The sequence below is a fragment of the Anabaena sphaerica FACHB-251 genome, from assembly GCF_014696825.1.
Classification (GTDB): domain Bacteria; phylum Cyanobacteriota; class Cyanobacteriia; order Cyanobacteriales; family Nostocaceae; genus RDYJ01.
The window spans coordinates 37,281-62,477 of sequence record NZ_JACJQU010000014.1 but is presented as its reverse complement, the minus strand read 5'-3'; the positions used below and the strand labels follow the sequence as shown (position 1 = coordinate 62,477).

At 40.6% G+C, this 25,197-nt stretch carries 19 protein-coding genes; 11 read left to right on the top strand and 8 right to left on the bottom strand.

The window, feature by feature from the left end; genetic code table 11:
* Window positions 1-42: 42 nt before the first annotated feature.
* Window positions 43-3,411, bottom strand: a complete 3,369-nt coding sequence (locus H6G06_RS19705) for an alkaline phosphatase (RefSeq protein WP_190563185.1) — start codon at window positions 3,409-3,411, stop codon at window positions 43-45.
* 472 nt (window positions 3,412-3,883) lie between these two features.
* Here H6G06_RS19705 and rpsU point away from each other — a divergent pair, with 472 nt between their 5' ends.
* Window positions 3,884-4,060 carry a 30S ribosomal protein S21 gene (gene rpsU / locus H6G06_RS19700; protein ID WP_013191026.1) on the top strand — a complete coding sequence of 59 codons (177 nt, stop codon included), beginning with the start codon at window positions 3,884-3,886 and terminating at the stop codon, window positions 4,058-4,060.
* A 223-nt stretch (window positions 4,061-4,283) separates the two neighbouring features.
* Here rpsU and pth read toward each other — a convergent pair whose 3' ends face one another.
* The 3 genes from pth to psbH form a co-directional block, all read right to left on the bottom strand.
* Window positions 4,284-4,919: an aminoacyl-tRNA hydrolase gene (gene pth / locus H6G06_RS19695; protein ID WP_190563183.1), complete on the bottom strand. Its 636-nt coding sequence runs from the start codon at window positions 4,917-4,919 to the stop codon at window positions 4,284-4,286.
* Window positions 4,920-4,939: 20 nt separating this feature from the next.
* On the bottom strand, window positions 4,940-5,212 hold the full coding sequence (locus tag H6G06_RS19690) for a TatA/E family twin arginine-targeting protein translocase (protein WP_190563181.1): 273 nt from the start codon (window positions 5,210-5,212) through the stop codon (window positions 4,940-4,942).
* Window positions 5,213-5,359: 147 nt separating this feature from the next.
* Window positions 5,360-5,563: a photosystem II reaction center phosphoprotein PsbH gene (psbH, locus tag H6G06_RS19685; RefSeq protein ID WP_190563179.1), complete on the bottom strand. Its 204-nt coding sequence runs from the start codon at window positions 5,561-5,563 to the stop codon at window positions 5,360-5,362.
* 255 nt (window positions 5,564-5,818) lie between these two features.
* Here psbH and psbN point away from each other — a divergent pair, with 255 nt between their 5' ends.
* On the top strand, window positions 5,819-5,956 hold the full coding sequence (psbN, locus tag H6G06_RS19680) for a photosystem II reaction center protein PsbN (RefSeq protein ID WP_190563177.1): 138 nt from the start codon (window positions 5,819-5,821) through the stop codon (window positions 5,954-5,956).
* Window positions 5,957-6,233: 277 nt separating this feature from the next.
* Here psbN and H6G06_RS19675 read toward each other — a convergent pair whose 3' ends face one another.
* Window positions 6,234-9,389 carry an alpha-mannosidase gene (locus H6G06_RS19675; RefSeq protein WP_190563175.1) on the bottom strand — a complete coding sequence of 1,052 codons (3,156 nt, stop codon included), beginning with the start codon at window positions 9,387-9,389 and terminating at the stop codon, window positions 6,234-6,236.
* A 284-nt stretch (window positions 9,390-9,673) separates the two neighbouring features.
* On the opposite strand from H6G06_RS19675, the gene H6G06_RS19670 reads away from it, so the two are divergent.
* On the top strand, window positions 9,674-11,140 hold the full coding sequence (locus H6G06_RS19670; RefSeq protein WP_190563173.1) for a hypothetical protein: 1,467 nt from the start codon (window positions 9,674-9,676) through the stop codon (window positions 11,138-11,140).
* 91 nt (window positions 11,141-11,231) lie between these two features.
* On the opposite strand, the gene H6G06_RS19665 is transcribed toward H6G06_RS19670, so the two are convergent.
* Entirely contained in the window at window positions 11,232-12,296 is a 1,065-nt protein-coding gene (locus tag H6G06_RS19665) for a DUF6765 family protein (RefSeq protein ID WP_190563171.1), read from the bottom strand.
* A gap of 141 nt (window positions 12,297-12,437) precedes the next feature.
* Here H6G06_RS19665 and H6G06_RS19660 point away from each other — a divergent pair, with 141 nt between their 5' ends.
* A complete protein-coding gene (locus tag H6G06_RS19660; protein ID WP_190563169.1) occupies window positions 12,438-13,364 on the top strand; it encodes a leucine-rich repeat domain-containing protein in 927 nt (308 codons plus the stop codon).
* 262 nt (window positions 13,365-13,626) lie between these two features.
* Here the strand turns inward: H6G06_RS19660 and H6G06_RS19655 are convergent, their stop codons facing one another.
* Both H6G06_RS19655 and H6G06_RS19650 read right to left on the bottom strand, forming a co-directional pair.
* A complete protein-coding gene (locus H6G06_RS19655; protein ID WP_190563167.1) occupies window positions 13,627-15,132 on the bottom strand; it encodes an FAD-dependent oxidoreductase in 1,506 nt (501 codons plus the stop codon).
* A 1,054-nt stretch (window positions 15,133-16,186) separates the two neighbouring features.
* A complete protein-coding gene (locus H6G06_RS19650; protein ID WP_190563165.1) occupies window positions 16,187-17,110 on the bottom strand; it encodes a lysophospholipid acyltransferase family protein in 924 nt (307 codons plus the stop codon).
* 210 nt (window positions 17,111-17,320) lie between these two features.
* On the opposite strand from H6G06_RS19650, the gene H6G06_RS19645 reads away from it, so the two are divergent.
* The 7 genes from H6G06_RS19645 to H6G06_RS19615 all read left to right on the top strand — a co-directional run bounded on the left by H6G06_RS19645 (window position 17,321) and on the right by H6G06_RS19615 (window position 24,936).
* Entirely contained in the window at window positions 17,321-18,208 is an 888-nt protein-coding gene (locus H6G06_RS19645) for an alpha/beta hydrolase (protein WP_190563163.1), read from the top strand.
* Between the two features lie 123 nt (window positions 18,209-18,331).
* Window positions 18,332-19,192, top strand: coding sequence for a Tab2/Atab2 family RNA-binding protein (locus tag H6G06_RS19640; RefSeq protein ID WP_190563161.1), 861 nt, complete (start codon window positions 18,332-18,334; stop codon window positions 19,190-19,192).
* A 197-nt stretch (window positions 19,193-19,389) separates the two neighbouring features.
* A complete protein-coding gene (locus H6G06_RS19635; protein WP_190563159.1) occupies window positions 19,390-20,703 on the top strand; it encodes a TldD/PmbA family protein in 1,314 nt (437 codons plus the stop codon).
* Between the two features lie 152 nt (window positions 20,704-20,855).
* Window positions 20,856-21,083: a COP23 domain-containing protein gene (locus H6G06_RS19630; RefSeq protein ID WP_190563300.1), complete on the top strand. Its 228-nt coding sequence runs from the start codon at window positions 20,856-20,858 to the stop codon at window positions 21,081-21,083.
* 72 nt (window positions 21,084-21,155) lie between these two features.
* On the top strand, window positions 21,156-21,389 hold the full coding sequence (locus tag H6G06_RS19625; protein WP_190563157.1) for a hypothetical protein: 234 nt from the start codon (window positions 21,156-21,158) through the stop codon (window positions 21,387-21,389).
* Window positions 21,390-21,645: 256 nt separating this feature from the next.
* Window positions 21,646-22,293 carry a WD40 repeat domain-containing protein gene (locus H6G06_RS28050; protein ID WP_338422965.1) on the top strand — a complete coding sequence of 216 codons (648 nt, stop codon included), beginning with the start codon at window positions 21,646-21,648 and terminating at the stop codon, window positions 22,291-22,293.
* Between the two features lie 21 nt (window positions 22,294-22,314).
* Window positions 22,315-24,936, top strand: coding sequence for a chloride channel protein (locus tag H6G06_RS19615; RefSeq protein WP_190563153.1), 2,622 nt, complete (start codon window positions 22,315-22,317; stop codon window positions 24,934-24,936).
* The last annotated feature ends 261 nt before the right edge of the window (window positions 24,937-25,197 follow it).

Genomic DNA, 25,197 nt, shown 5'->3' with positions numbered 1-25,197 from the left:
TCTGCGTTCTCTGTGCCTTTGTGGTTCGTTTCTTGCCAAAAATTAGGACACAAACGCAAAATCTGTATTTACATTCAAACCAGTCATACCATTAACAACAGCAACAGTTTGACCAAGCAAACCAACTTCCGTATTACCATTAACAACATTAAGAGTCAAACTATCTGAAGAAATACCCAAAACTCCAATGACATCAATACCTTGCTGGAAGTCAACAATAGTATTAGCAGTATCAGGTAATTCAACATTAGCGATCCAGAATTGATCCGCACCTGCACCACCGACAAGCAAGTTACCACCACCCTCTTGGACGTAGAACTGATCGTCACCATCTCCACCCAAAGCGCGACCATTTGCACCCAGGTAGAAGATATCATTTCCTGCACCACCAGAGAGACGATAGCCAGTAACATCGGTAGCATCAAATTCATCATTACCACTGCTACCAAAAGCGCGATCGCCCTTGTTCACATAGATGGTATCATCACCGCTACCAGTATTGATCCGGTTACGGCCTGCAATCGGAGAAGTTGCTGTTTGTGCGTCTACCTCATCATTTCCAACACCAGTAAACACAGTATCATTGATACCATCAAAGTTAGTATCATCATTTCCAGCTATTAATTCATCACCCTCTGTAGTTCCTGATACCAGTTGGGTTTCCTGTTGTGCTGCTGCTTCCTCTGGAGTTACACCGAACAAAGTCTGATACATGAGATCATATATCTCAGTGTTGTCCACAGTAGTAGGTAATTTGTCCGCATTCATCCCATACGCTTTAGAAACAATGCTACCAGGGAAGTCAGGAGTACCCACCCAAGCAACACCAAAATTACCCATTGGACCATCTATACTATCTTCAGATGTAAAAGGTCTCCAAGGTGCTTCAGGTGTACCTGTACTGCCATTAACACCATCTAAAACTGCACGGTTGCTATTACTTGTAGTGGGGTTAACATTAATAAATGGCGCACTAGGTTCGGTATTTGCTAGAGGGGGATTAGTGGTAGAGTTGCCAGATGGACGCACATAAGGCACATATTGGAAAACCTGCATCCCACCAGCATCACTATCAGCAGCAGTGATCACCAAAGTATTAGGATCTTCATTATTCACATAATCCATCGCTACACCGATAGCAGCATCAGCCCGACGTAAAGCTTCAACAGTACCGACAGCATTGTTAGGATTACCGAAATTATCAGTACCCTCTTCTTCAATTACTACAAAGAAGCCATCAGGGTCTTTGCTGACAATCTTTAAAGATGCCTCCAACATCTCTGCTACTGTGGGTGCGGTAGCCACATAGAGAGGTAGGGGATTAGAACTATTTAGTCCTAGTTCTTCTTCGTTGCGATCGTCAAAGGTAGCATCAGCAGCAAATACACCCAAAAGCTTGGTCGGTGGGTTTTGGCTATTTACCACCTGATTCATTTGCTCTTCGGTGTAAACTACCGTATAACCCAAAGATTTCGCTAGATCAATCAGGTTGATACTGGGACGGCGTTCTGCTCTAGTTTCTGAAGCATCTATTTCAGCTGTAACGTGGAAACCTGTAGTGCCTATTGGCAACATATACAACTCACCACCACCCATGATGATATTTGTCCCAGAACGGATGGTTTGTTCAATAATCTCGGCGTATTTATCCCGCGCCCGAATATTGTCACCTAAACGGTTGGTGGTGTCCGCAGCAAAAGCAGCAGTACCAGGTTCTGCTAAGTGTCCAGACTGTAATAATGCTGTCGCTTTACCTGCTGCGATCGCTTCTTCTAAAATTGTATAGCCAACTTTCCCAGAAGCCGGGGTGACAGTGGTGTTATCCTCATTTAAACCAAAGGATTCATTAAATACCTTGACACCATTAGCATGAGTTACCGCCCCAGCGTTGGAAGTACCAGTTAACTGGTTTTCCATGTGTCCCAGGTAAACACCCGCATTGGACATATTATCCCAGTTCAATCTGCCATCGGGACCTTTGTCTACGTTGCGAAGCGCCATGAAGTGAGAAGGACTCGCCCCATCTGGATGGATAAAAATTACATTTCCAGTTTGTTTGGTAGCTTGGGGTGCTGGTGTGGGTTCAGGGTTACGAGATTCTAGTTCCACATTGAACAGAGTCTCATACATCAACTCATAAATCTTGGTATTGTCTAGAGTTGCAGGTAATTTATCTGCATTTAAACCATGTGCTTTAGAAACTATAGAACCACTAAAATCGGGTGTACCTGCCCAACCAATACCAAATTGGAAGACATCACCATTAACATCTGGCGCAGCTACAAAAGGTGCAGTGTTAGCCCCAGTTTGTCCATCTAAAGGCACATTACGGGATTCTGTGGTGGGGTTGTTGTTAATATTCCCTACAGTTGCACCAGTGCGGGGATCTACTACTTGTAAACCACCAGCATCACTATCAGCAGCAGTCAACATCAAGGTGTTAGGATGCTTTTCGATGAAGTCCAACGCTACGCCAATGGCCGCATCTGTCCGACGCAAGCCTTCTAAAGTACCAGGAGCGTTGTTGTTGTTACCAAAGTTGTCTGTACCTTCTTCTTCCACAATGGTAATTGAACCATTGTTAAAGTTGGGGTGCATTTCCATCAACTTCTGGGTGACATCCAACATTTCGGCAATGGTGGGCGCTGTTTCCCGATATAAAGGCAAACCCTGTGCGGCTAAAACTTCTTCAGGGCGATCGTTAAAGGTGTGAACAGGAGCAAAAACACCTAATACTTTAGTCGGTGGTACGGGTAAATCAAGTAAAGCTGTCAGTTGTTCTGCTGTATAAACAACTGTGTAACCTAAGCTTTGAGCTAGTTCAATCAGGTTTTCCGTAGGGCGTTGCAGAGAACTGGTACTAATAGCATCTAGTTGAGCCGCAGTTCCGTGGAAACCATTAGTTCCAACTGGTAAAAGGTTGAGTTCACCACCACCCAGGATAAAATCAACACCTGACATGATTACCTGTTTGGCAATTTCTGCGGCTTGGGAGCGGGGTACAATGCGACTGCCATCAGGGTTAACAATCTCTTGTGTCTTAGCAACAAAGGCGGCTGTACCAGGCTCAAAGATCGCTCCAGATTGAACTAAAGCAGTGACTTTACCTGCATCTCTGGCTTCTTCAACAATGGTTTTGTTAGTTCCTGAAAGGGAGGTAATTGGTAGATTACCTTGTTCATAACCAAAGGATTCTGCAAAGACCTTAGCACCGGTTGCATGGGTAACAGCACCACCGTTAGATGTTCCACCTAGCTGGTCTTCCATGTGTCCCAGATAGACACCAGCATGGCTGAGTTTGTCCCAATTCAAACGTCCATCGGGACCTTGATCTACAAACCGTGCAAAAGCAAAGTGAGATGGACTTGTACCATCTGGGTGCATGAAAATGACGTGATTACCTGTTGCCATAAAACCTCAGTATTAATCTGCGCTGTTTTTGGTCGTCATTCTCACTTAACTATGGTTATGTTAAGAAAAGTTACGGCAACTGGTTAACTCAAATTTATTAATTGCTTAAATTTCTGCGAGTAGTCTGTTTACAGATTGGGATCACTTAACTATGGGATTGAGAACATCTAAACCACGTCTACTTTGAAACCCATAGTTTTTTCTTAATCGGGTTTTGTTCCTAAATCCTATACTCTTCCCTGTTCCCTGTTCCCTGTTCCCTGTTCCCTTTTGACAAACTCCAGTTCTCAACTTGGACGAGGTTTATATTAAAATTACTAATAAACTAGATTAAACACGAATAAGCTCAATTGAATATCTAAAAATTCCCAATCCCAAACTTGTACCAAACCCGTTCTGGAGTAGGTGGTTTTGCTAAGTTTGAGGCTAATATTACAATGGAGTGTATTGAGAAATTGAGGACAGACTTAGAATGACCCAAGTGGTTCTAGGAGAAAACGAAGGAATAGATTCAGCCCTACGTCGGTTTAAACGCCAAGTTTCCAAAGCAGGTATTTTGGCTGACGTAAAGTATCATCGTCACTTTGAAACCCCCCTGGAAAAGCGCAAACGTAAAGCAGTTGCAGCTAGACGGAAACGTCGTTTTTAAATTAACCTATTAGGTATGGTATTGGCGTTGCTTGAAGAAATTAATTGCAACAAGTAAAATCGCTTTACCATTTTCTTAGAAAAAATCAGCCAGCTGCGACACACCCCTTATTGGGGTGTAATCTTATTTGTGGAACTTCGTGCGGAAGCCTGTTAACTTGGTTAGATGGAGCAAGCGAAAATAACTGCCCATCAACCAAAACCAAGACAGTCGAAAAACCAACTTAAGTTAACTCAACAGTCGAGCTATTACAACGATTCATAGCCTTTTCTACTCCCTGTTTTAAGGTGAGTGCCACACACTCAACCACAAAGTCCAGCACCAGAGACATTAATTTGGTTTCCGTAGCAGAAAACCGCCCCAAGACATGAGAAACAGTGTCAGCATTATCATCATTAGCTGCACCTTTGGGTTTACCGATACCGATTCGCAACCGGGGGAAGTTTTGGCTATTTAAATGTGAGATGATGCTTTTCATGCCGTTGTGTCCCCCAGCGGAACCAGACAAGCGCAGACGAGTTTTTCCCAAAGGCAAATCCATATCATCATAAATTACCAGCACTGACTCAGGCGGCAATTTATACCAACTTGTTACCCCTTGGATGGACTGTCCTGAACGATTCATATAAGTTAGCGGCTTCAAGAGACGAATTTTACCGCCATCTGATGCCATACCTTCACCAAACTGTCCTTGAAACTTGCGATTTTCCGCTAGGGAAATTTGCCAAGCACGAGAAAGAGTATCTACAGCCGCAAAGCCAATATTATGGCGCGTTTGGTCATACTTAGCCTCTGGATTCCCCAACCCGACTATTAGCTGGGGAATTACCAAAGCTGGTTGGTTAACAGCTTCTGTCATTTTTGCTATACAATATTTTCCTAGCTCGTGGCAGAGGAACCAGCATTATCCTGCTGCGATTTAGCAGATTCAATTTGCTTAGGTTCAATTTCAGCCGTAGTTTTCACAGTTTGTTCCAATTGTTCAGCTTCCCGCTTGAACTCATTTTGGAATTCATTGGAAGCTTCTTGGAAACTGCGAATGGTTTTACCCAAACTGCGACCAATTTCTGGTAGTTTCTTGGGGCCAAAGATTAATAGCGCCACTACCATAATTACAGCCATTTCTGGCAGACCGATCCCAAATATATTCATTTCAACCCGCCATAAATCTTGACATTACATCTGTAGTTTAATCAATAGTTAGGCTTGATTTCGTCATCACAACCGACAGTAATCAAAAACCCGGACAAGCCGGGTCTATGGTAACTTGTGATCCAAGTTATGATGGCTGTACAGCAGTTAGCCGCCTAGACTGCGCCAATCAACAAGTACATCCTGAATTAACAGTGACTTATTGTAAACTTGCAGAATAATTAGCAAAAACACGAAAAATAACGCCATAAAAACACCCATTAAAGGTGTTGTACCCCAACCCGGAGCTACTTTACCATACTCAGCGTTTAAGGGTCTGAGGATATCTCCCAACCTAGTCCGTTGTGCCATAGTTCACCTAAAGTTGCCAAAGCTTTTTTAATCTTCTTTTACATTCCCAAGCCCTACTAACAGGGTTTGGATTTTTGGACTGAACTTTACTGTGTTCGGGTTGCCCCACTTACAGGTCTGACAGTTCTTATTTATCCGTTCTATATATTACCATTTACTTCGTCCCCACCTGCCTGATATATCGTTACTTATGCAATTTAGTTTAAGTTTTGTAATATTCTATAAACATAGCTCTCATAATATAACCCTAAATTTATGGATTTAGAACCCGGTTTAGTGCTTGGTGTTTCCTTCTGTGCCATTCTGGTTGCCATCACTGGCATGGCAGTTTACACCTCGTTTGGACCACCAAGCAAGGAATTAGGCGATCCTTTTGAAGATCACGAAGATTAGAAACGTTATTAATTTGACTTAAGGTGGGCTATGCCCACCCTTCGGGAATTAAAAATTTGTCAGAATCAGGATGTCCAGGATTTGAGGATGTACAGATGTTATTGAATGGTTGTTTGTTGTGAGTTGGGGATTTTGATAATTAAAATATTCAGATCCCCGACTTCTTTGATTAATATTATCATTTATCAACATCAATTATCTCACAAATCAGGGATATTTGATCAAAAAATAAAATCCTGTACATCCTTTAATCCTGGATATCCTGATTCAGACAATCCTAAATTTTTGATATGATTTCAAAAGTCGCAATTTTCCAAGGTGCGATTTTTTCAACTTCTTCATTTACCTTCCTTTCCAATAAATCAACTGCTCTTCCTAACCTAAACAAATCACTTTCTAAACCTAACTCTGCTGTTTTTCCGTGACATTCATAAAAGCGGATAATAAATTTTTGTGGATGATCTTCACTGGGTTTTAAAGCCATTACAATTAAATGATCTGCTGATAACTTGAGAAAACTTTTATTTTGAGAAATACTAATTTCAGATGTTTGAATTTCTGGATTTACTAACACCTGTAATGGTACATTCAACTCATAACCTTTTTTAACTGTATCTGCTTCTTCCCAACTACCGACGTGAGGGTATAAACTGTAAGTAAATTCATGTATTCCTCTATCAGCTTGAGAGTCTGGCCAGTTTGAACTTCTGAGAAGTGTTAAACGGAGTTGATTGGTTTTTGCATCGTAACCATATTTACAATCATTGAGAAGACTAACTCCGTATTTTCCTGTTTCTGTGTCTGCGCTTAAATCTGCCCATCTTAAAGCGGGTACTTCCCATTTTGCTTGTTCTGCGGGTGTTTGGGGATTTGTGGAACGACGAATAGCACCGCAGGGAATTTCATAAGTTGCAAATTCGGCGTTAAGATTGAGAGGAAATGCTGTTTTAACTAATACTTGATTTTCTTGCCAATTTACAGTATTCTTAATTTTAAGAATTGGGGAAGCGGTTTGTAAAATGTAATCTTGAAAAAATTCCGATTTCCCAAGTTGACGAACTACCCGCAAACGTTGTTGTATTTTTCCATGTTCTAGCCATTGAATTGATTTTAATTCTGTTGGAGGTAGAGGTTTTGTGATATAATTGGGGTCGATATTCCACGCGTCCCAATATTGTCCACTATCTTCAAAAGCTTGAAGTTGGTTTCCCGCAGCGGTTAAAATTTCCCGTTGTTGGGTTTTGTCAAAAATGCTTTCTAAGTCTCCGGTTTCTGGGTTGACTTGAACTCGCAAATATTCATTTTCTAATTTCCAGTTTTGGGGAAGTTGGGAATTTTCAATGTTGGGATTTTCAGATGTAGGAGAAAGCCAATATATTTGATATCCTATGGATGGAACGGTTGCGAGAAATAATAGAGAGTTTTCGCTTTGTTGCGATGGAAGTTGGTTTCCGTCAAAGTCGTAAATTTCCCATGTTAGATTATTTTGAAGTAAGGTAACGCTGACGACTTCGCAACGTTCCCAGTTGAGAGAGTTAAAAATTATGACGGGTATGCTGTTGGGGTGCGGTGGTTGTGGTAAATTGATGTGAGATGCGATGATCGCTCTTAAAGATTCATCTAATATTGTCGTTCCCACTTTTTCGACTGCTTCCCATTCCGGTAAAGCATCTTCGTAAACTTGAGTAATGGAAGAACCAGGAAGAATATCGTGAAACTGGTTAAACAAAACTTGTTTCCAAGCGGTTTCTATTTCTGCTTGGGGATATGTTACCCCACAGAGAACAGTTGCGAGAGTTGCGAATAACTCAGCTTGATATAATAGATGTTCAGATTTTCGATTCCAGCGTTTTTGATCTGCGTGAGTAGTATAACATCCGCGATGAAATTCTAAATATAGTTCATCTTCCCATATTGGCAGATTTTGGGGCAGATTTTGGGGCAGATTTTCCGACTGGGATTTTATTTGCTGTAAATAATTTTCTGCGGTTGTAAATTCCAACTTAGGAAAAATGGGAGAATGTTCCCAGCGTCGTGCTACTTCTAGCATATCACGACTTGGACCACCACCATGATCACCGACACCAGGAAGCCAAAACGCATCATTTAAACCTGTTTGAGTTTTCCACTCACACAGATAATTAGCCATTTTAACCGGGTCGATAGTTTCGCCGATCAGGGCAGACATATAACTTAATATTTGACTACCATCGAGCGATCGCCACCAAAATAAACCATAATCAAACTTAGTCGTATCATTCCAGCGTAGCTTTTGGGTGACAAAAAACTCAATTCCCGCATTCACCAAAAACTGGGGTAACGTCGCACAAAAACCAAAAGTATCAGGAACCCAAACCACAGAAGAGACTTTCCCGAACTTCTCTAAAAAATAACGCTGACCATATAATAACTGACGAACAATAGACTCACCAGAGGGTAAATTTAAATCTGGTTCTACCCAAAAACCACCCAAAACTTCCCATTTACCCGATTTTACCTGATTTTGAACTTCTCGAAATAGATCAGGACGGTGTTTTTCAACCCAAGCATACAAAGCTGGTGTAGTATGACAGAATATTAACTCTGGGAAATCTTGTTGTAAATTTAAAACCGACTCAAAAGTATTTTGTGCTGCTTTCCAAGTTTCCTCAACAGTCCATAACCATGCTAAATCTAAATGAGCATGACCCAATAAAAAGATTTTATAATTTTGAACGCAGATGAACGCAGATGAACGCAGATAGACTTCTCGTATTTTCAGCAGAAAACTTTTCCAACCTTCTTCTTTTTCTTCCTTCGTGTCCTTCGTGCCTTCGTGGTTTATTGCATCTTCCAAACCTGCAACAAAACCAGCCAACCTTTCCGGTGCGAACTGCTGCAAAAACAGATGAACAACTGCCAACTCATCAGCAACAAAACCAGCATCAGGAAGATTATAATCTGTAGACTCGTAAATTACAAGCGATCGCACCAAAGCCCCATCACAATGTCCTGGACTCACCAACCGCACAGCAACAAAAAACTCATCTCCAGGATTCACCCCTTGACTTAGAAGCACTCTCGGTGAACAATCAAATAAATCACCTGTTAATACCAACTTACCATTAACGTAAACTTCCGCAGCATCAGCCCACCAGACCAAAGCCAACCGCAAACATAACCCAGTTAAAGGATAACCTTGTAAATCTTCGGGAACAACGAACTTTTGGGTTAACCATAGAACCTGATTTCCACCTGTCCAAGCAATATTTCCTTTTTCATTTACCTCTACAGATTGCCAATCAGACAAATCTGAGTTTATCACCTCAGTAATTCCCCAGTCAACTCGGTGATAAAGCCAAGAAGATTGGCTATTAAATTGACAACAAGAGCGTAATTTGTCAATTGTTTCTGATATAAATTGGGTATGGCATGGAGATAGAGGAAAAGTCATAAGCAATAAAGATTAACAATTAATGTAAAAATTGGATTTGGGTTTGGGATTGTCTAAATTAAACTTACTTGAGCTTATTTTCCATTATCATGATGTTATATCAAGTCCGGCTCATTAGTGATAATATCTGTTTTCCTCTTATCTTACCTATTCCCTATTCCCTATTCCCTGCCCCAACAGATATGATAAATATTCAAACGGACTTGATATCACTGACCAACGTTAACTAACAGTTTTGTGGGAGTCTCAAAACTCAAGAACATTCAAACTAACAAATTTCTACCATGTCTTCTGGTTCCTCTAGTCGTTATCAAAGTAAAGTATTTAACTTTATCAACCAGCATTCTCAGCGGTTGACTCAACAGTGGGAAAACACCATCCGACATTTGCAAGTTGCTACAAAATGGAGTGTGGAGGCGCTACTTTACCCACTTTACCAGATGTTTCAGCCAGATGAACTGGCGGGTAAAAGGCTACAAACCAAAGCCCCAAAAACCCAACTACAGTTACAACCAGAAACTCCCCCACCTGCTGACGCACCTATTCAGCACGTCTTAGAGTTAGTTAAAAATCTACCATCTGCTGCTGCTTCGCAAACACAAACTTTACAAAATGTCAACCCTTTAGGTTTCTTGGGTGATACATGGAGAGAAGTCGCTACCCGTTTAGGGTGGTTAAAATCTCATACTTCTGAGACTCCACAGCCAGAAAATACCCTACAATACCATATACCAACGGTACAGGGAATTGCTGTCAAATTGGAAAATCGCAATTTGGTACTTGTTAGCGACAATAACAAAGTTTTGGATGTTTTGACAATTCAACAGCAGGGAAAATTAGCCGATAGCATTAATAGTGAAGTAGCTGAATATTGGCATTCTTTAAAGTTAGCCGAAGTCAAAAAAGAGCAGGAATTATTACCAGAAATTGATCGCATTTTGACCAAGCTAACTTGTAATACTAATCCCAGTATCATAGATTTACCTGAAAGCAGGGTTAATTTAAATATACAATCTTATCCTGGTAAGTTTTTGGCATTTATAGATACAGCTTTAGCTAATTTAGAAGCTCAGGCTTTAGTGCCTGTACAACAAAGCACCCAGGAACTTATTAAAATTGCTCAAACTCAATTAGATATATTTATTTATGGTAGAGAACAAGTAGAAGCTAGAGGAGATATTACAGTTAATGCTGATGGTTTGGAAAATCGAACTTTGGATATTTCAGCATTAATTGAAGCCGCAATCAATTACTTTTTTGGTGGTAGGAAAATCCAAAAACTAGAAGGGAATCCAACTTCCCAAAAACTACCAGGTAAACCTGTCAATAGGGTTTATCAAAATAGTCAGTTGCAAACAGCAGATTTAATGACAGATTCTTGGCTAAGTTGGGGTGATTTATTTGGGAATTTAGAAATTAATGCTGATGATGCAAATTTGCGTTTAACTGCTAATTCATTGACAAAGGAAGATACTCAGCAAGAACTATTACCCAAGTCAGGACGGCGTTTATTTAAACGTAAACAATCAACCAAAGAAACTCCTCATTCCCCTATTGAAAATGAGAGAGAAACGGAAAAACATCAAAATCAATTACAACCAGATTGGATAGAAACGACTGCAACATTTTTAGGTTATGAAAGACACCCCTTAGAGCAAATTTTAGCATGGTTAGATCATGTGATGCTCTGGATAGAAATGATATTTATGAACATGATTTATTTCTTTAAAGGATTGTTACAGGTGAGGTAATTTTAGATCCCTCTCTATCTTCAGATCCCCGACTTCTACCAGAATGTTACATTTAATAAACATAATTTTTCAAAGAAGTCGGGGATCTATTTCAAGCTACACAAATTCCATATTGGGGTAGTAAATCATGAATAATGTAAAATTGATGTGCTTGTAAAGCATCGTGAAAGAGTTTCCAATTGCTGACCAAGAAACTGGGATGATAGGGAAAAATTTCATTATCTTTGTCAACGGGGCTTTCAGTTCCCAAAGCGAGGTATTTCCAGGAACCTTTACCTTTAGGAATATAGTTAATATTAGCTGCACCAAAACTGAATTTACCTCGTGCGATCGCATTTATCCATTTTTGATGACGTACACTACCTTTAGCATCTTTAATATTTTCCAGCATAAAGGCAATTAAACTTTTATCTGGTTCTGGCAAACCTGGTACAATCGCATCAGGATCACCTTTTAAATAACGCTGCATAGCCTTACACATATTATCCGCAGCTTCTAGAAAATCTTCAGGATTATTACGTTTAATGTTTTCACCCCTACCGTTAATATAACCCCAACGTAAAAACGGCTTATCAGGATGACTCAAAACTGCACCATGTCCTAAAGGTAAAGCCTCACTGACAAAATAATTCTTCAATCTATCCATCAAATTACGATCAGGTTGTTCATTTTCATCAAGTAGTTTTTTCGCTTCATTTACCCGATGATTAACACCAGCAAAACCTTGATGCGCCCAGGTATCAACATAAACGTGCATTGTAATACCCAGACGATGTAAACTATAAGCACTTTCACGACGTTGAATACACTCTCTCACCATCTGCTGTGCAACATCACTGTTAGGACGACAAATCAATTTTTCAATAAACTTCCCTTCCGGGTCTTCACCTGCTGGTTTTCCGCCATTTCCTGGTAAAAAATGAAAAGGAATCCAAACATGATGAATTGCTAACTCCTGAAAGTTGCGATAATCTAACATTTTGTGGGCAGAACTGATGCGGGTAAACATCGCACCATTATCGAATCGGATTAAACCGCTGTTGATAGCATCATCTACGTACTGGGCGCAGTAAGCAACGATACCAGCCTCTTCGTGGTCAAAACCCGCTAGTCGCGCTACAACGTAGGTGACACCATGATGAAAGTCTATTTGCATCTTGAGACAGTTATGAGTTAGGGAATTTACGTATAGACTATAACGATTTGGGTACAGTTGCGTAAATTTTTACTTGATGGCGGTTCTCAAACTGCAAGATTTGTTTGGTAAAATCCAGTCATCAAGGTTCGGTAATTGTTTATGGCTGATGCAAAACTACTACAGATAATTAAACAAGCAGCAAGAGATGGTGTAACAGAACTTGACCTCAAAAGTAATCAACTCGAAAGTCTACCAGCGGAAATAGGACAACTCACCAACCTTCAATCCCTCAACCTCAGAAGCAATGAACTCAGCAGTCTACCAGCGGAAATAGGACAACTCACTAACCTTCAATCCCTCAACCTCAGTTACAATGAACTTGAAAGTCTGCCAGAGGAAATAGGACAACTCACCAACCTAGAATCCCTCAACCTCAGAAGTAATGAACTCGAAAGTCTGCCCCAGGAAATAGGACAACTTACCAACCTCCAAGACCTCTGCCTCAACAACAATTACTTCAGAAGTCTACCAGAGGAAATAGGACAACTCACCAACCTCCGATACCTATTCCTCAGTGAAAATCAACTCAGAAGTCTGCCAGGGGAAATAGGACGACTCATCAACCTCAAATGCCTCTATCTCAATAACAATAAACTCAGCAATCTGCCAGGGGAAATAGGCCAACTCACCAACCTCCGATACCTATTCCTCGACAACAATTACCTCAGCAGTCTACCATCAGAAATAGGCCAACTCACCAACCTCCAAGACCTCCACCTCAACAACAATAAACTCAGCAGTCTGCCAGAGGAAATAGGACAACTCACTGACCTCCAATACCTTGACATCGGTGAAAATGAACTCAGCAGTATTCCACCGGAAATAGGACAACTCTCCAACCTGCAAACCCTCTACCTCTTTAAAAATGAACTCAGCAGTATTCCACCGGAAATAGGACAACTTTCCAACCTGCAAACCCTCAATCTCAGTGACAATCAACTCAGCAGTCTGCCACCGGAAACAGTCGAACTTACCAATCTGAAATACCTCCAGATCAACAACAATCAACTCAGCAGTCTACCATAATAAAAAATAGGATATCCAATATGAAAGTGCTTAGGTTGCGTGGTAATTAATCTAGTCACTATTACAAATCTTGCTCATCCTGTTTTTAGTATTCCAGCAGAAACTATCAAAGGATTTTTGGAAGCCTAATAAATCACTTTGTTTATCTCTAAAACAAACTTTCAAATACTGTTTTATAGTAAATTATCCATTGGGTGAATTACATCTCGGAACCTCACCCCCAACCCCCTCTCCGTAAACAGAGAGGGGGCTACTGTTTCCTCTATAACTTAGTTAAATCTTTCACTGTCGGTCCATGCAAAACTTCCCCATTACAACTGAAACGCGAACCGTGACAGGGACAGTCCCAACTTTTTTCGGCGCTGTTCCAAGCAACAACGCAACCCAAGTGAGAACACACCGCAGAAACAGCGTGTATTTCTCCTTTTTCATCGCGGTAAGCAGCTACCTTCTCACCATCGACAGTGACTAGTTTTCCTTCACCAATTGCTACATCTGACAGAGATTTATTCAATCCTTTGAGGCGATCGCCTACCCAGTGTGCGCCAACTTCTAAGTTTTGCTTTATACCTTGTGGGCTAACAAAAGGAGTGGCACGGGTGGCATCGTATAAATCTGCCGCAGGATTTTCAATGCCTAAAATATTATCTGCAAGTATCATTCCTGACAGGGTTCCTTGAGTCATACCCCATAGACTAAACCCAGTTGCTACAAAGGTATGCTTGCTTAAGGGAGTTAATTTTCCCACGTAAGGTATCTTATCAAAAGATACAAAGTCTTGGGTAGACCAACGATAGTCAATGGACTCAACACCAAAGCGAGAACGGGCATAATTTTCTAAATCTAGATATTTTTCCTCAGTATTTTCCACTGTTCCCACTTTATGTCCACCACCACCAACGAGTAGCAATAATCCACCATTGACAGGAGTAGTACGAATGGAATAGTATTTTTCCCCTGAACCTATGTACATTCCTTGAGGTGCTTTATCTTCCGCAATACGCGCACCAATTATATAAGAACGTTTAGGGTAAGTTTTCGCAAAAAATAATCCCTCATCGGTAATAGGGATATTAGTTGCGACTATGACATCTTGTGCCTGAATAATTCCCTTGTTGGTAATGACTTGGCAAAGATTATTTTCCTCTACCTTCTCTACTCTTGTATTTTCAAATACGTAACTTCCATTACCAGGAATCTGCTTGATCAGGTGTAACAGGTATTTGCGAGAGTGAAATTGTGCTTGGTTGTCAAACTTAACAGCACCAGCAATAGGGAAAGGTAGGGAAGTTTCACGCACAAATGTGGCAGGTAATCCTATTTTTAGTGCTGCTTCTACTTCTTTTTCAATGTCTTTGAGATTCTCTTCGGTTTCAGCGAAAGTATAGGCACTTTGACGACTAAAGTCACAGTCAATTTGTTCTTCTCTAACCGTTTTAGCAACAAATTCTAGTGCTGCTTGGTTGGACTTTGCATATATATGTGCTTTTTCTTCACAATGATTTTTAATTAAATCTGCATAAATCAATTGATGAAGCGAGGTAATTTTGGCTGTAGTATGACCGCTGACACCAGTAGATATTTGTCGCGATTCAATTATTGCTACAGTTTTACCTGCACGTTTCAGTAATGTAGCAGCAGTGATTCCCGCAATACCAGCGCCGACAATTGCAACATCTACCGTTAGATTATTGCTAAGTGGTGGAAAATTCGCTGTGGGTGTTGAATCAATCCAGTAAGAAATGTGTTTTCCTGATAGACTAGGCATATTTTTCTGGGATACTGTTGGATAAATGCGATACTTTGATGACAGGACTAGTCTTTAGGAACAAGACTGAAAAATTTAGTTTTGCTGACTACTAATTTAGTCGCATTTTTGTGTGGAAATTCTAATTTATAGAAACAATTATTTTCTTTTATAGATGTTTGGGGATGGAAAATAAAACTATCTTACGGTTAATGTTGACTAAAAATTCGGAAGATATATTAGTCTTAAGGTATAGATGGAGCATTTCTTGATCTAATTTTCATAAAATCAATATAATGGTTTTGAGACAAAAACGAGTCCATTGAGCATCAATACTGTTCGGTTAAGGATTTTAGTAGGTTGGGTTGAACAAAGTGAAACCCAACAAACCCTTGTAAATGTTGGGTTATGCCTTCGGCACACTGCGTGTATGCTTACAGCACACTTTGCGAACACGTAGTGTTCCGAAGGGATAAGTTCCATTGCTCCGCGAACGTTCACGTTCCACAACCCAACCTACATAATTTCATTGTCTTGAGCTTAACCGACAAGTATTAGACCTCTCCGGAAATATGGTAGAGACGTTCCGGCGGAACGTCTCTACAAGGGTTTCAAACCACGCACATTTAATTACCGGAGATGTCTATTGCATTGAGCATGATTGCTTTGATTAAGTCTCCTGTATTGATTTTTTCCCATTCTCCATTAAGAATATATAATAATTGATTTTTTCTACAATTACTGTTTCATCAATTATTACGCTACTATTCCCAAGTAATCCAAGTTTTTACTCTCAAACTCTACTTTTTAATAATCCATATTTTTAGTTCAAAATGTGGGTTTCACTTTTTCTTTTGCCCCCTAATTCATTGAGGGATTGGAGGGTTCAAGAGCCTGTGAGGCAACTCTACAAACAAGAGTGAGATTGAATTTAAATAGTCCAGGACTTATGCAACTGGCATAGTTAGTAGGGTGCATTAGATGTCACAAATCTGTTTAATAACAGGATTTATGCAGTCTGATACACCCTACAAGAGATGTTTGATCTGACACTGCCATAAGTCCTACAAGCAAATCACCACAGCATCCGATTCAGGAAATGCTGTAACAACTTTATCCCTTGTGGTTCTTGATAATCTCTAGGCAACAAAGCCTGTATCGCTTCTTGTAATGCTTCCGCAGCTGTATCTATTTCTGGACGCTTTGGCCTAGTAGTTGCAGAAAAATATAAAGGTTCACCCACCCGAATTGTTAACTCTTTCCTCAAAAATAAGTCATGAGTACCAATTAATGCTATGGGGACAATTGGTACTCCAGCCCGCAACGCATAAATTACAGTTCCGCGTTTCAGGGGATGTAAATGACCCTCAGCAGTTCCCAGTCTACCTTCGGGAAAAATCATCAACCCATCCCCACTGGCTAAAATTGCCGCAACAATGCGGTCTATGCGGCGGATTGTGTGGATATCTCCACCAGGATTAACGGTATCTTTAATAACTTGAGCAAGTTCCTGTAAATCATCTCGTCCGGCTTTAGCAGCAGCAATAACAGCCTGTTCTTCTCCCCAAATGCGTTCTAAAGGGATGACACCACCTGCAAAACCTAAAATCAGGCGTTTCCACCATTTGTTATAGAGAGTGCGGGCATCACCGAGAATATAATAATGGGGCTGAGTAGGTATTTCTGCGAGTAAAACTAAGGGGTCGATGTGGTGAAGATGGTTAGCAGCTAAGATTGCTGGTGTGGGTGGGATATTTTCAATGTTTTCAACTTTGACACGGAATAGAGAATGAATGAGCGATCGCAACACACAACGTCTGATATTAGCATTAACTCGCGGTTCCCAATGTTCCTGATCAATAGCCGATAGCCCATTGAGAGTAGTTTCTATAGTATGACGAATAGTGCGATCGCTCGCCGCCCCCACACCTTCCCATACCCGCTTAATAGCCGCCTCCGTCACAGGTGGTAAATTTTCTGATCCGTTAGTATTTTCCATTTCGTGCTTTAACAACAAAATAAGGAGTTCAAGGAGTCAGGAGTTAAGGAGGAAAGAATTTTGAATTTCCTGTCACCTGTCACCTGTCACCTGTCACCTGTTACCTGTCACCTAAATTTCTGTAATTCCTCCCACAGTTAGAAGCAATTTTCCCTACAATGTACGTTGATAGGCTAATAGCTTGCTGGGAAAGTAGGTAAAAAATTAACCATGAAAATTTACCACAGCGTAGGCACGTTTAAAGGTGTTGGGGGACTTGACCTGTATTATCAAAGCTGGAATCCAAGGGGTAAAATCAAAGCGATATTAGTTTTGGTACATGGACTTGGAGGACACAGCGGACTTTACAAGAATATAATCGAGCATTTGTTACCTCAGCAATATGCTGTTTATGGCTTAGATTTGCGTGGTCATGGACAGTCACCCGGTCAAAGAGGTTACATCAATACTTGGGCTGAGTTTCGTGATGATGTGCGAAACTTCTTACAAATGATTCAAAAACAGCAACCAGGATGCCCAATTTTCCTTTTTGGTCATAGCATGGGCGGAATGATTGTCTTAGAATATGTTTTGCGTTATCCAGAAGATACATCTGCATTACAAGGAGTAATTTCTGTTGCACCCAGTATTGGAGAAGTGGGAGTATCACCTGTGCGCGTGCTATTAGGAAAGATGCTTTCGCGGGTGTGGCCTCGTTTTTCCTTAAATACCGGACTTGACGCAGATGCTGGTTCACGAGATCCGCAAATTGTAGCCACCTACGCCAAAGATTCTTTACGCCATACCCGCGCCACAGCCCGTTTTTCTACAGAGTTCTTTACTACACTAGCGTGGATTAATGCCCATGCTCATGAATGGAAAGTACCGCTGTTGATTTTGCATGGTGGTGCTGACAGGGTGGTTTTACCTGGAGGCAGCGAACTTTTTTACCAGCGTGTGACTTACTCAGATAAGCTACGCATTGAATATCCAGGAGCCTATCACGATTTACATTGTGATATTAATTATTGTGAGGTGCTAACTGATTTAAGTAGTTGGATGGAAAAACATTTACCTGCTGAAGTGGGACAGTTAGAGGTGGTAATGAGTAACGAGTGATGGATCATATTCCCAACCCAAAATCCAAAATCCAAAATCTAAAATTGCCACGGTTAATACTCCTGTAGATTGGTAGAGTGGAAACATAACAAAAGATAAACTCGCCAGATTTCACCGCATAACATGGGCAGTATTTGGGAACTCGATTTTTACTCTCGTCCGATTTTGGACGCAAATCAAAAAAAAGTTTGGGAAATCTTAGTGTGTGAAAGTCCTGTGGATGTCCGCACTAAAACAGATTCCTTGTTTCGCTATGCTCAATATTGCCCTAGTAATCAGGTAAATTCGGGTTGGTTGCGGACAGCATTACAGGAAGCTATCAATAAAGCTGGGGAAGCACCCATCAAAATACGCTTTTTCCGTCGCCAAATGAATAATATGATTACTAAAGCCTGTCAGGATGTGGGTATTCCTGCTTTACCTAGTCGGCGCACTTTAGTTCTCAACCAATGGCTACACCAGCGGATGGAGGAAGTGTATCCCCAAGAATCAGGATATCAAGGGGGGGCTAATCCTTCAGTGCGGTTAGATAGACCTTTACCCCAACGTTTACCAGATGCTTTGGAAGGCAAGCAATGGGCATTTGTGAGTTTAGAAGCAGGGGATTTTGCGGATATGCCAGATTGGGAAATAGGGTTTGGTGAAGCTTTCCCCCTCGATTTAGCCCAATTATCGCCAGAATCTCGCATTCCGGGGATTTTGATTTTCTCACCTAGAGCTTTACCCATTGCTGGGTGGATGTCTGGTTTGGAAATGGCTTATTTGCACTTTGACACTAAGCAAGGAGACAGACTGATTTTAGAAACCGGTGCAACGGAAAGCTGGGTTGTGGCAAATATCAGAACACCCCAACTTCTCAAAGAAGCTCAAGGTTTTGAACAAGCAAAGCAACAAGCTAATGGTGTGCATTTTGTTGGTGTGCAGTCCGATCCCCAAGCTCAATCTTTTGCAGGTTTTTGGCTGTTACAAGAGGTGAATCTGTAAGAAGAGGGAACAGGGAACAGGGAACAGGGTGCAGGGGGCAGGGTGCAGGGTGCAGGGGGCAGGGAGATGATTTTTCCCAATTACCAATTACCAATTACCAATTACCACGAAAATTACAACTGTTGATCCACGCTGATGGGATAATGGCTAGGTCTATCTAGGCTTTACAATCCAAAATCCACAATTGATCAAGGAAAATGGGTTCTGCAAATTTGTCACAAGATACACTAGCGGAACAGCTGCTAGAACTTGCCTTAAAATCTGGCGCAGAGGCTGCGGAAGTGTATCAGTCGCGATCGCTTTCTCGTCCTGTGTTTTTTGAGGCCAACCGCCTGAAACAACTAGAAACCAGTCAATCTGAAGGTACAGCATTGCGACTATGGCGAAACGGCCGTCCTGGACTAACTGTGGCTTACGGTTCTGTAGATCCGCAAGGGATGGTAGAACGGGCATTAGCCCTCAGTCAACTTAATCAACCGGAACCTGTAGAATTGGTGACTAACTCCAAGCCATCCTACCCGGACTTGGGAAAAGCTGTACCAGTAAAGATACTCATAGAATGGGGTAAACAGGCGATCGCTCTCATTCGTGATGTCTATCCTGATGTTCTCTGTAACAGTGACTGGGAATGTGATGTTGAAAATACTAGATTAATCAACAGCAAAGGTTTAGATTGTCACTATAGTGATACTACTCTCAGCTGCTATATGTCCGCAGAATGGGTCAGAGGTGATGATTTTTTAAGTGTTGCTGATGGACAAACCCAACGGGGTGAACTCGATCCCTATAGAGTAGCTCACCAAATTTTACAGCGATTAAATTGGGCAAAAGAAAACGTTTATACCCCTAGTGGTCGAGTTCCAGTTTTGTTCACTTCCAAAGCTGCGGATATGCTTTGGGGAACTGTACAAGCTGCTTTAAATGGGAAGCAAGTTTTAGAAAAAGCTTCCCCTTGGGCAGATAGGTTAGGTAAACCGATTGTTGCACCCACTCTCACCCTTTACCAAGACCCACAAGCTGGTCCTTACAGTTGTCCTTTTGATGATGAAGGCAATCCTACTAAGTCTTTGGTATTTGTCGAAAACGGAATTCTACGGAATTTTTATAGCGATCACACCACTGGACGACAATTAGGTATTGGTAGCACAGGTAATGGTTTTCGTCCTGGTTTGGGTAGCTATCCCACTCCTGGTTTATTTAACTTCCTGATCCAACCTGGTACTGCATCCCTACAAGAATTAATTCAAGATATGGATGAAGGTTTAATTGTCGATCAAATATTAGGAGAAAGTGGTGGAATTTCGGGTGATTTTTCTATAAATGTTGATTTGGGGTATCTGGTAAAAAAAGGCCAAATAATGGGCAGAGTTAAAGATACAATGGTTGCCGGTAATGTTTACACAGCCCTTAAACAAATAGTTAAACTTGGTGGTGATGCAGATTGGAATGGGTCTTGCTACACTCCATCTTTAATAGTTGAAGGACTTTCTACTACTGGGAAAAATACTTGATTTAAGGTGACAGGTGACAGCAAGAAGGGGATAGGAAAAAAGTTATTATCAAAATCCCGGAATTCTTTGAGAAGTCGCCAAGATATAGCAACAGACAAGGGGGTTAGGACATTAATTGACGATAAAACCTAGACACAAATAGACTTTCAACTCTGTCACCTGTCACCTGTTCGCAGACAAATAATAAAAATAAACGTTTACCGACAACCTTTGCTTGGACTAGCAGAGGTAAAACCGCCATTGTTCGCTGGGAAAAAAACTTTGGTAAATATTCTCCTCAAGAACGTTGTCAGTCAGTAGCTCCTCGGTTTCAAGAAGCCTATGATAATGGAACTTTACAGATGATTACTAATGGTAAAATCAATGGTCAACCTGATTGATGGATGAGTTTCTGCGTAACGCTCCTGTAGAGAAGGAATAATCAAAATATATTTATTCCCTCATTTTTGCAAATGAAAAACTTTTGTTTATCGCTGCTGATAATTAACACATTGTTATTCTCTGTCAATTCACTACTATCAACAGCTATTTCTCCTCCTATAAACACCATTCAACAACTAGAAAATAACTCAAATTCACAGCTAAATTTTGTCACTAATGAGATTCAAATTATTGGGGATGAAATTTTGTTCAGTGAAAACTTGCAAAATCAACTAGAAACGGAAATATTAGAAGCTCAAAAATAACTAGATAGATTTAAGACTTACGCAAGATTGAACTCAAAACCTGATTCCTGCGTAGGGGTAATTCATGAATTACCCCTACTTCAGGCATACAATTTTCCTCAAGATAGCCTTACTAATTATAGTAAAGTAAGTTGTTAGTTAAGCAAGTACAAAATTGATTTACTTTCCCCATACAGTCATTTGGTAGGGGTTTAGCAATGCTAAACCCCTACAGATTGCCATAATTTTCTCGTTCCCATACTCTGGATGGAAATGAATTTTAGAAGGCTCTGCTTTCAATTTTAGCCCTGATGGAAAAATGCTGGCTTCTGGGAGTTTAGATAATAGCATCAAACTTTGGCAACTTCAAGATTTACCAATAACTCATATTTCCGCGCATGAAAGTTGGATAAACAGTATCAGTTTTAGTCCTGATGGTCAAACTATTGCTTCTGGCAGTATTGATGGCACAATTAAACTTTGGAAAAACAATGGTAAATTAATTAAAACTTTGACTGAACATACTGAAGATATTACCAAAATCAGTTTTAGTCCTGATAGCAAAATGTTTGCTTCTAGCAGTAAAGATGGCGAAGTTAAGATTTGGAAAAGCGATAGAAAAACCATAACTTTATCTAAAGATAAAATTGAAATTACAAGTGTTAGTTTTAATTCTAATGGTACAATACTTGCATCTAGCAGTATTGATGGAACAATTAATCTCTGGAAAAACGATGGTACACTAATATTGACTTTCAATACTGATGATGAAATAAGAAGTATCGGTTTCAGCCCCGATAGTCAAACCCTTGTAACTGGAAACAAAAAGGGTAGTTTGAGTTTATGGAATTTAAATATAGATAATTTACTTACACAAAGCTACACTTGGTTACAAGATTACTTCAAAAATTATCCTCAATCTTGATAGAATTAGAATTTAAAATTTATGATTTCCCTGACCATGCTAACCCAAAGGTTTCGCAACTTATGGCAGTCTAAAAAAGGTTTAGCGATATCCTTAATAGGCAACCCTAACGCTGAAGCTTGTATGATTGGAATTGTCGCTGCTTTATCCGCAGTGTTACTCAAACAAGGTTCAGGTTGGTTGGGAACATGGCGCGTTCACAGCACCCAATTTTTACCAGCTTGGCTAACCTTACCCTTAATTGGCATGACCTTTGGGTTTTTTGCTGGTTGGTTGGTGCAAAGGTTAGCACCAGAAGCCGCAGGTAGCGGTATTCCTCAAGTCAAAGCCAGTCTCGCCAATATACCTATCAAGTTATGCTGGCGGGTGGCATTTATCAAGCTAATCAGTGCTATCATCGCCTTGGGTTCGGGTATTACATTAGGAAGACAGGGTCCCACAGTCCAAGTCGGGGCAGGTTTAGCAGCAGGAATGAGTCGTTGGGTTCCCACTTCCCCAGACCATCGTCGCCAAATGATTGCTGCGGGTGCGGGTGCTGGTTTATCCGCTGCTTTTAACGCCCCCATTGCTGGGGTATTATTTATTATTGAAGAGTTACTACAAGATTTATCAGGACTGACTTTAGGAACTGCAATCATCGCCTGTTTTATCGGTGGGGTAATTTCCCGGTTGTTAGGCGGTGGTAGTTTGCAATTGAACCTGGAATTAATGAACTATTCTAGCCAGTTCTCTCTGCTAGAAATTCCTATTTTTTTACTATTGGGTATTTTGGCAGGGTTGCTAGGTGCAGTATTTAATCGTGGGTTAATTTTTAGCATTAAAACTTATCGTAGGTTACACATTAGTTTAGCCCTACGGGTGGCTTTAGCTGGCTTTGTTTCTGGTGTAATCGTGGCCTTACTCCCGGAATATTATCGTGATAATGCTGGTTTACGGGAGTATATGATTGTTAGTCAACCTAATCTTTTATTTGCAGTGATCACTTTCATTGCTCAATTTATTTTAACCTTAATTGCCTTTGGTTCGGGCGCACCAGGGGGATTATTTGCACCTAGTTTGATTTTAGGTTCTTGTTTAGGTCACATAGTTGGGGTGTGTGAGTTACAACTTTGGGGTTTAGGTTCTCCTACTACCTACGCTTTAGCAGGAATGGGGGGATTTTTTAGCGCGGTTTCTAAAGTACCAATTACAGCTATTGTGATTGTGTTTGAAATGACGACAGATTTCAATTTAGTATTACCTTTAATGATTGTTTCTGTCACATCTTATTTAGTAGCAGATAAGGTAGTACCTGGTTCTCTATATGACAAACTTTTACAATTGAATGGCATCGAAATTCAAAAAAAAGCTCCCCTAGAAGGAATATTAACTCAGTTAACAGCCCAGGATGTGATGCAGCAACGGGTGGAAACTCTAGAGACAGAGATGTCTATAGATGAAGTTATTCAAGCGTTTTCTCGTTCTCATCATCGGGGTTTTCCGGTGGTTGAAGAAAGCAAATTAGTAGGAATTGTCACTCAATCAGATTTACAAAATCGTTACTCACCTAATCTTTTTGCTTTAAGGGAAATTATGACACCGGAACCAGTGACAGTTAAACCCAAGCAAACATTAGGTGATGTTTTATATTTATTAGACCGCTATCAAATTAGTCGTTTACCAGTGGTGGAAAGAAAAAAACTAATTGGCATTATTACCCGTGCAGATATAATTCGAGCAGAAGCAGATCATCTTAATTGTGAAAATGGAGTTTCTGGACCCCAACCAGAACCTTCTTATGTAGTATACCAAACGCGATCGCCTAATATTGGTAGAGGTAGATTATTAGTAACAGTAGCTAACCCAGAAACAGCAGATACTTTATTACAAATGGCTATTACTATTGCTCGCGATCGCCATTATGAACTAGAGTGTTTACAAATCATCCTCGTATCTCGTCATAGTTCTCCATCGGAAACAGAAGTAAGAACCACAAAAAGTCGCCGCTTACTCCGACACGCGGAAGCTTTAGCCAAAAAATCGCACATTCCCATACATACACAAATACGAGTCGCCCATGATGTCGCCCAGGCGATTTTAGAGACAATTAAGGAACGTCACATAGACCTAATTTTCATGGGTTGGAAAGGCAATACTTTCACCCCTGGAAGGATTTTCGGCACAGTTGTAGATACCATAATTCGTCAAGCTGCTTGTGATGTTGTCTTAGTAAAATTAGGTAATATTTCTGACTCTAAGCATTTTAACCGTTGGTTAGTACCGATGGCAGGGGGACCAAATGCACCCATGGCCATTAAATTACTACCTGCTTTAGTGACATTGGGAAATGATACCGAAATTCGCCTCACTCAAGTATTTAAACCATCAGAATTAAAGCCAAATATGCAATTCTTAGAAGAATCTACACGTCAGTTAATGCGTCGTCGCAACTTACACAGTACCGTTGTGGCTGAACCTATACAAGCTGATTCTGTTTGCGAAGGCGTAATTAATTTAGTGAAAACAGAAGGTTATGATGTTGTAGTTTTGGGTGCTTCTCGTGAGGGTTTATTACAACAAGCAATTCAAGGTAATATTCCCGAAAATATCGCTTCCGGTATTGAAAGTACAGTGATTTTAGTTAGAGGAGCAATTAATTCATAATTATCCCTCTTCTGTCACTTTCCGGATTTTCCTACTAATAAAAAATCTCAAAGAGAGGTAATATCAATCGTTTGAAGTGTCTGTGTCCACAATTTCGTCATCTGTTCGCCTTGTGGAAATTATATTCCGAAATAACTGAGCGATCGCTTTCCACACAACTGTTCCAGAATTCAGAAATGGCAAGTGTTTTGGGAGAGTGACAGAAGAGGGTTATAGCAGATTGCAGATCAATGAGGTACAGCATTTAAGTTTAAAAGCAGA

Coding starts and splice junctions, on each gene's coding strand:
- H6G06_RS19665 (WP_190563171.1), bottom strand. CDS start 12,296: ATGCAAATAGACTTTCATCATGGTGTCACCTACGTTGTAGCGCGACTA.
- pth (WP_190563183.1), bottom strand. CDS start 4,919: ATGACAGAAGCTGTTAACCAACCAGCTTTGGTAATTCCCCAGCTAATA.
- H6G06_RS19675 (WP_190563175.1), bottom strand. CDS start 9,389: ATGACTTTTCCTCTATCTCCATGCCATACCCAATTTATATCAGAAACA.
- psbH (WP_190563179.1), bottom strand. CDS start 5,563: ATGGCACAACGGACTAGGTTGGGAGATATCCTCAGACCCTTAAACGCT.
- H6G06_RS19690 (WP_190563181.1), bottom strand. CDS start 5,212: ATGAATATATTTGGGATCGGTCTGCCAGAAATGGCTGTAATTATGGTA.
- H6G06_RS19615 (WP_190563153.1), top strand. CDS start 22,315: ATGATTTCCCTGACCATGCTAACCCAAAGGTTTCGCAACTTATGGCAG.
- H6G06_RS19705 (WP_190563185.1), bottom strand. CDS start 3,411: ATGGCAACAGGTAATCACGTCATTTTCATGCACCCAGATGGTACAAGT.
- psbN (WP_190563177.1), top strand. CDS start 5,819: ATGGATTTAGAACCCGGTTTAGTGCTTGGTGTTTCCTTCTGTGCCATT.
- H6G06_RS19660 (WP_190563169.1), top strand. CDS start 12,438: ATGGCTGATGCAAAACTACTACAGATAATTAAACAAGCAGCAAGAGAT.
- rpsU (WP_013191026.1), top strand. CDS start 3,884: ATGACCCAAGTGGTTCTAGGAGAAAACGAAGGAATAGATTCAGCCCTA.
- H6G06_RS19625 (WP_190563157.1), top strand. CDS start 21,156: ATGAAAAACTTTTGTTTATCGCTGCTGATAATTAACACATTGTTATTC.
- H6G06_RS19640 (WP_190563161.1), top strand. CDS start 18,332: ATGGGCAGTATTTGGGAACTCGATTTTTACTCTCGTCCGATTTTGGAC.
- H6G06_RS19645 (WP_190563163.1), top strand. CDS start 17,321: ATGAAAATTTACCACAGCGTAGGCACGTTTAAAGGTGTTGGGGGACTT.
- H6G06_RS19650 (WP_190563165.1), bottom strand. CDS start 17,110: ATGGAAAATACTAACGGATCAGAAAATTTACCACCTGTGACGGAGGCG.
- H6G06_RS19670 (WP_190563173.1), top strand. CDS start 9,674: ATGTCTTCTGGTTCCTCTAGTCGTTATCAAAGTAAAGTATTTAACTTT.
- H6G06_RS19635 (WP_190563159.1), top strand. CDS start 19,390: ATGGGTTCTGCAAATTTGTCACAAGATACACTAGCGGAACAGCTGCTA.
- H6G06_RS19655 (WP_190563167.1), bottom strand. CDS start 15,132: ATGCCTAGTCTATCAGGAAAACACATTTCTTACTGGATTGATTCAACA.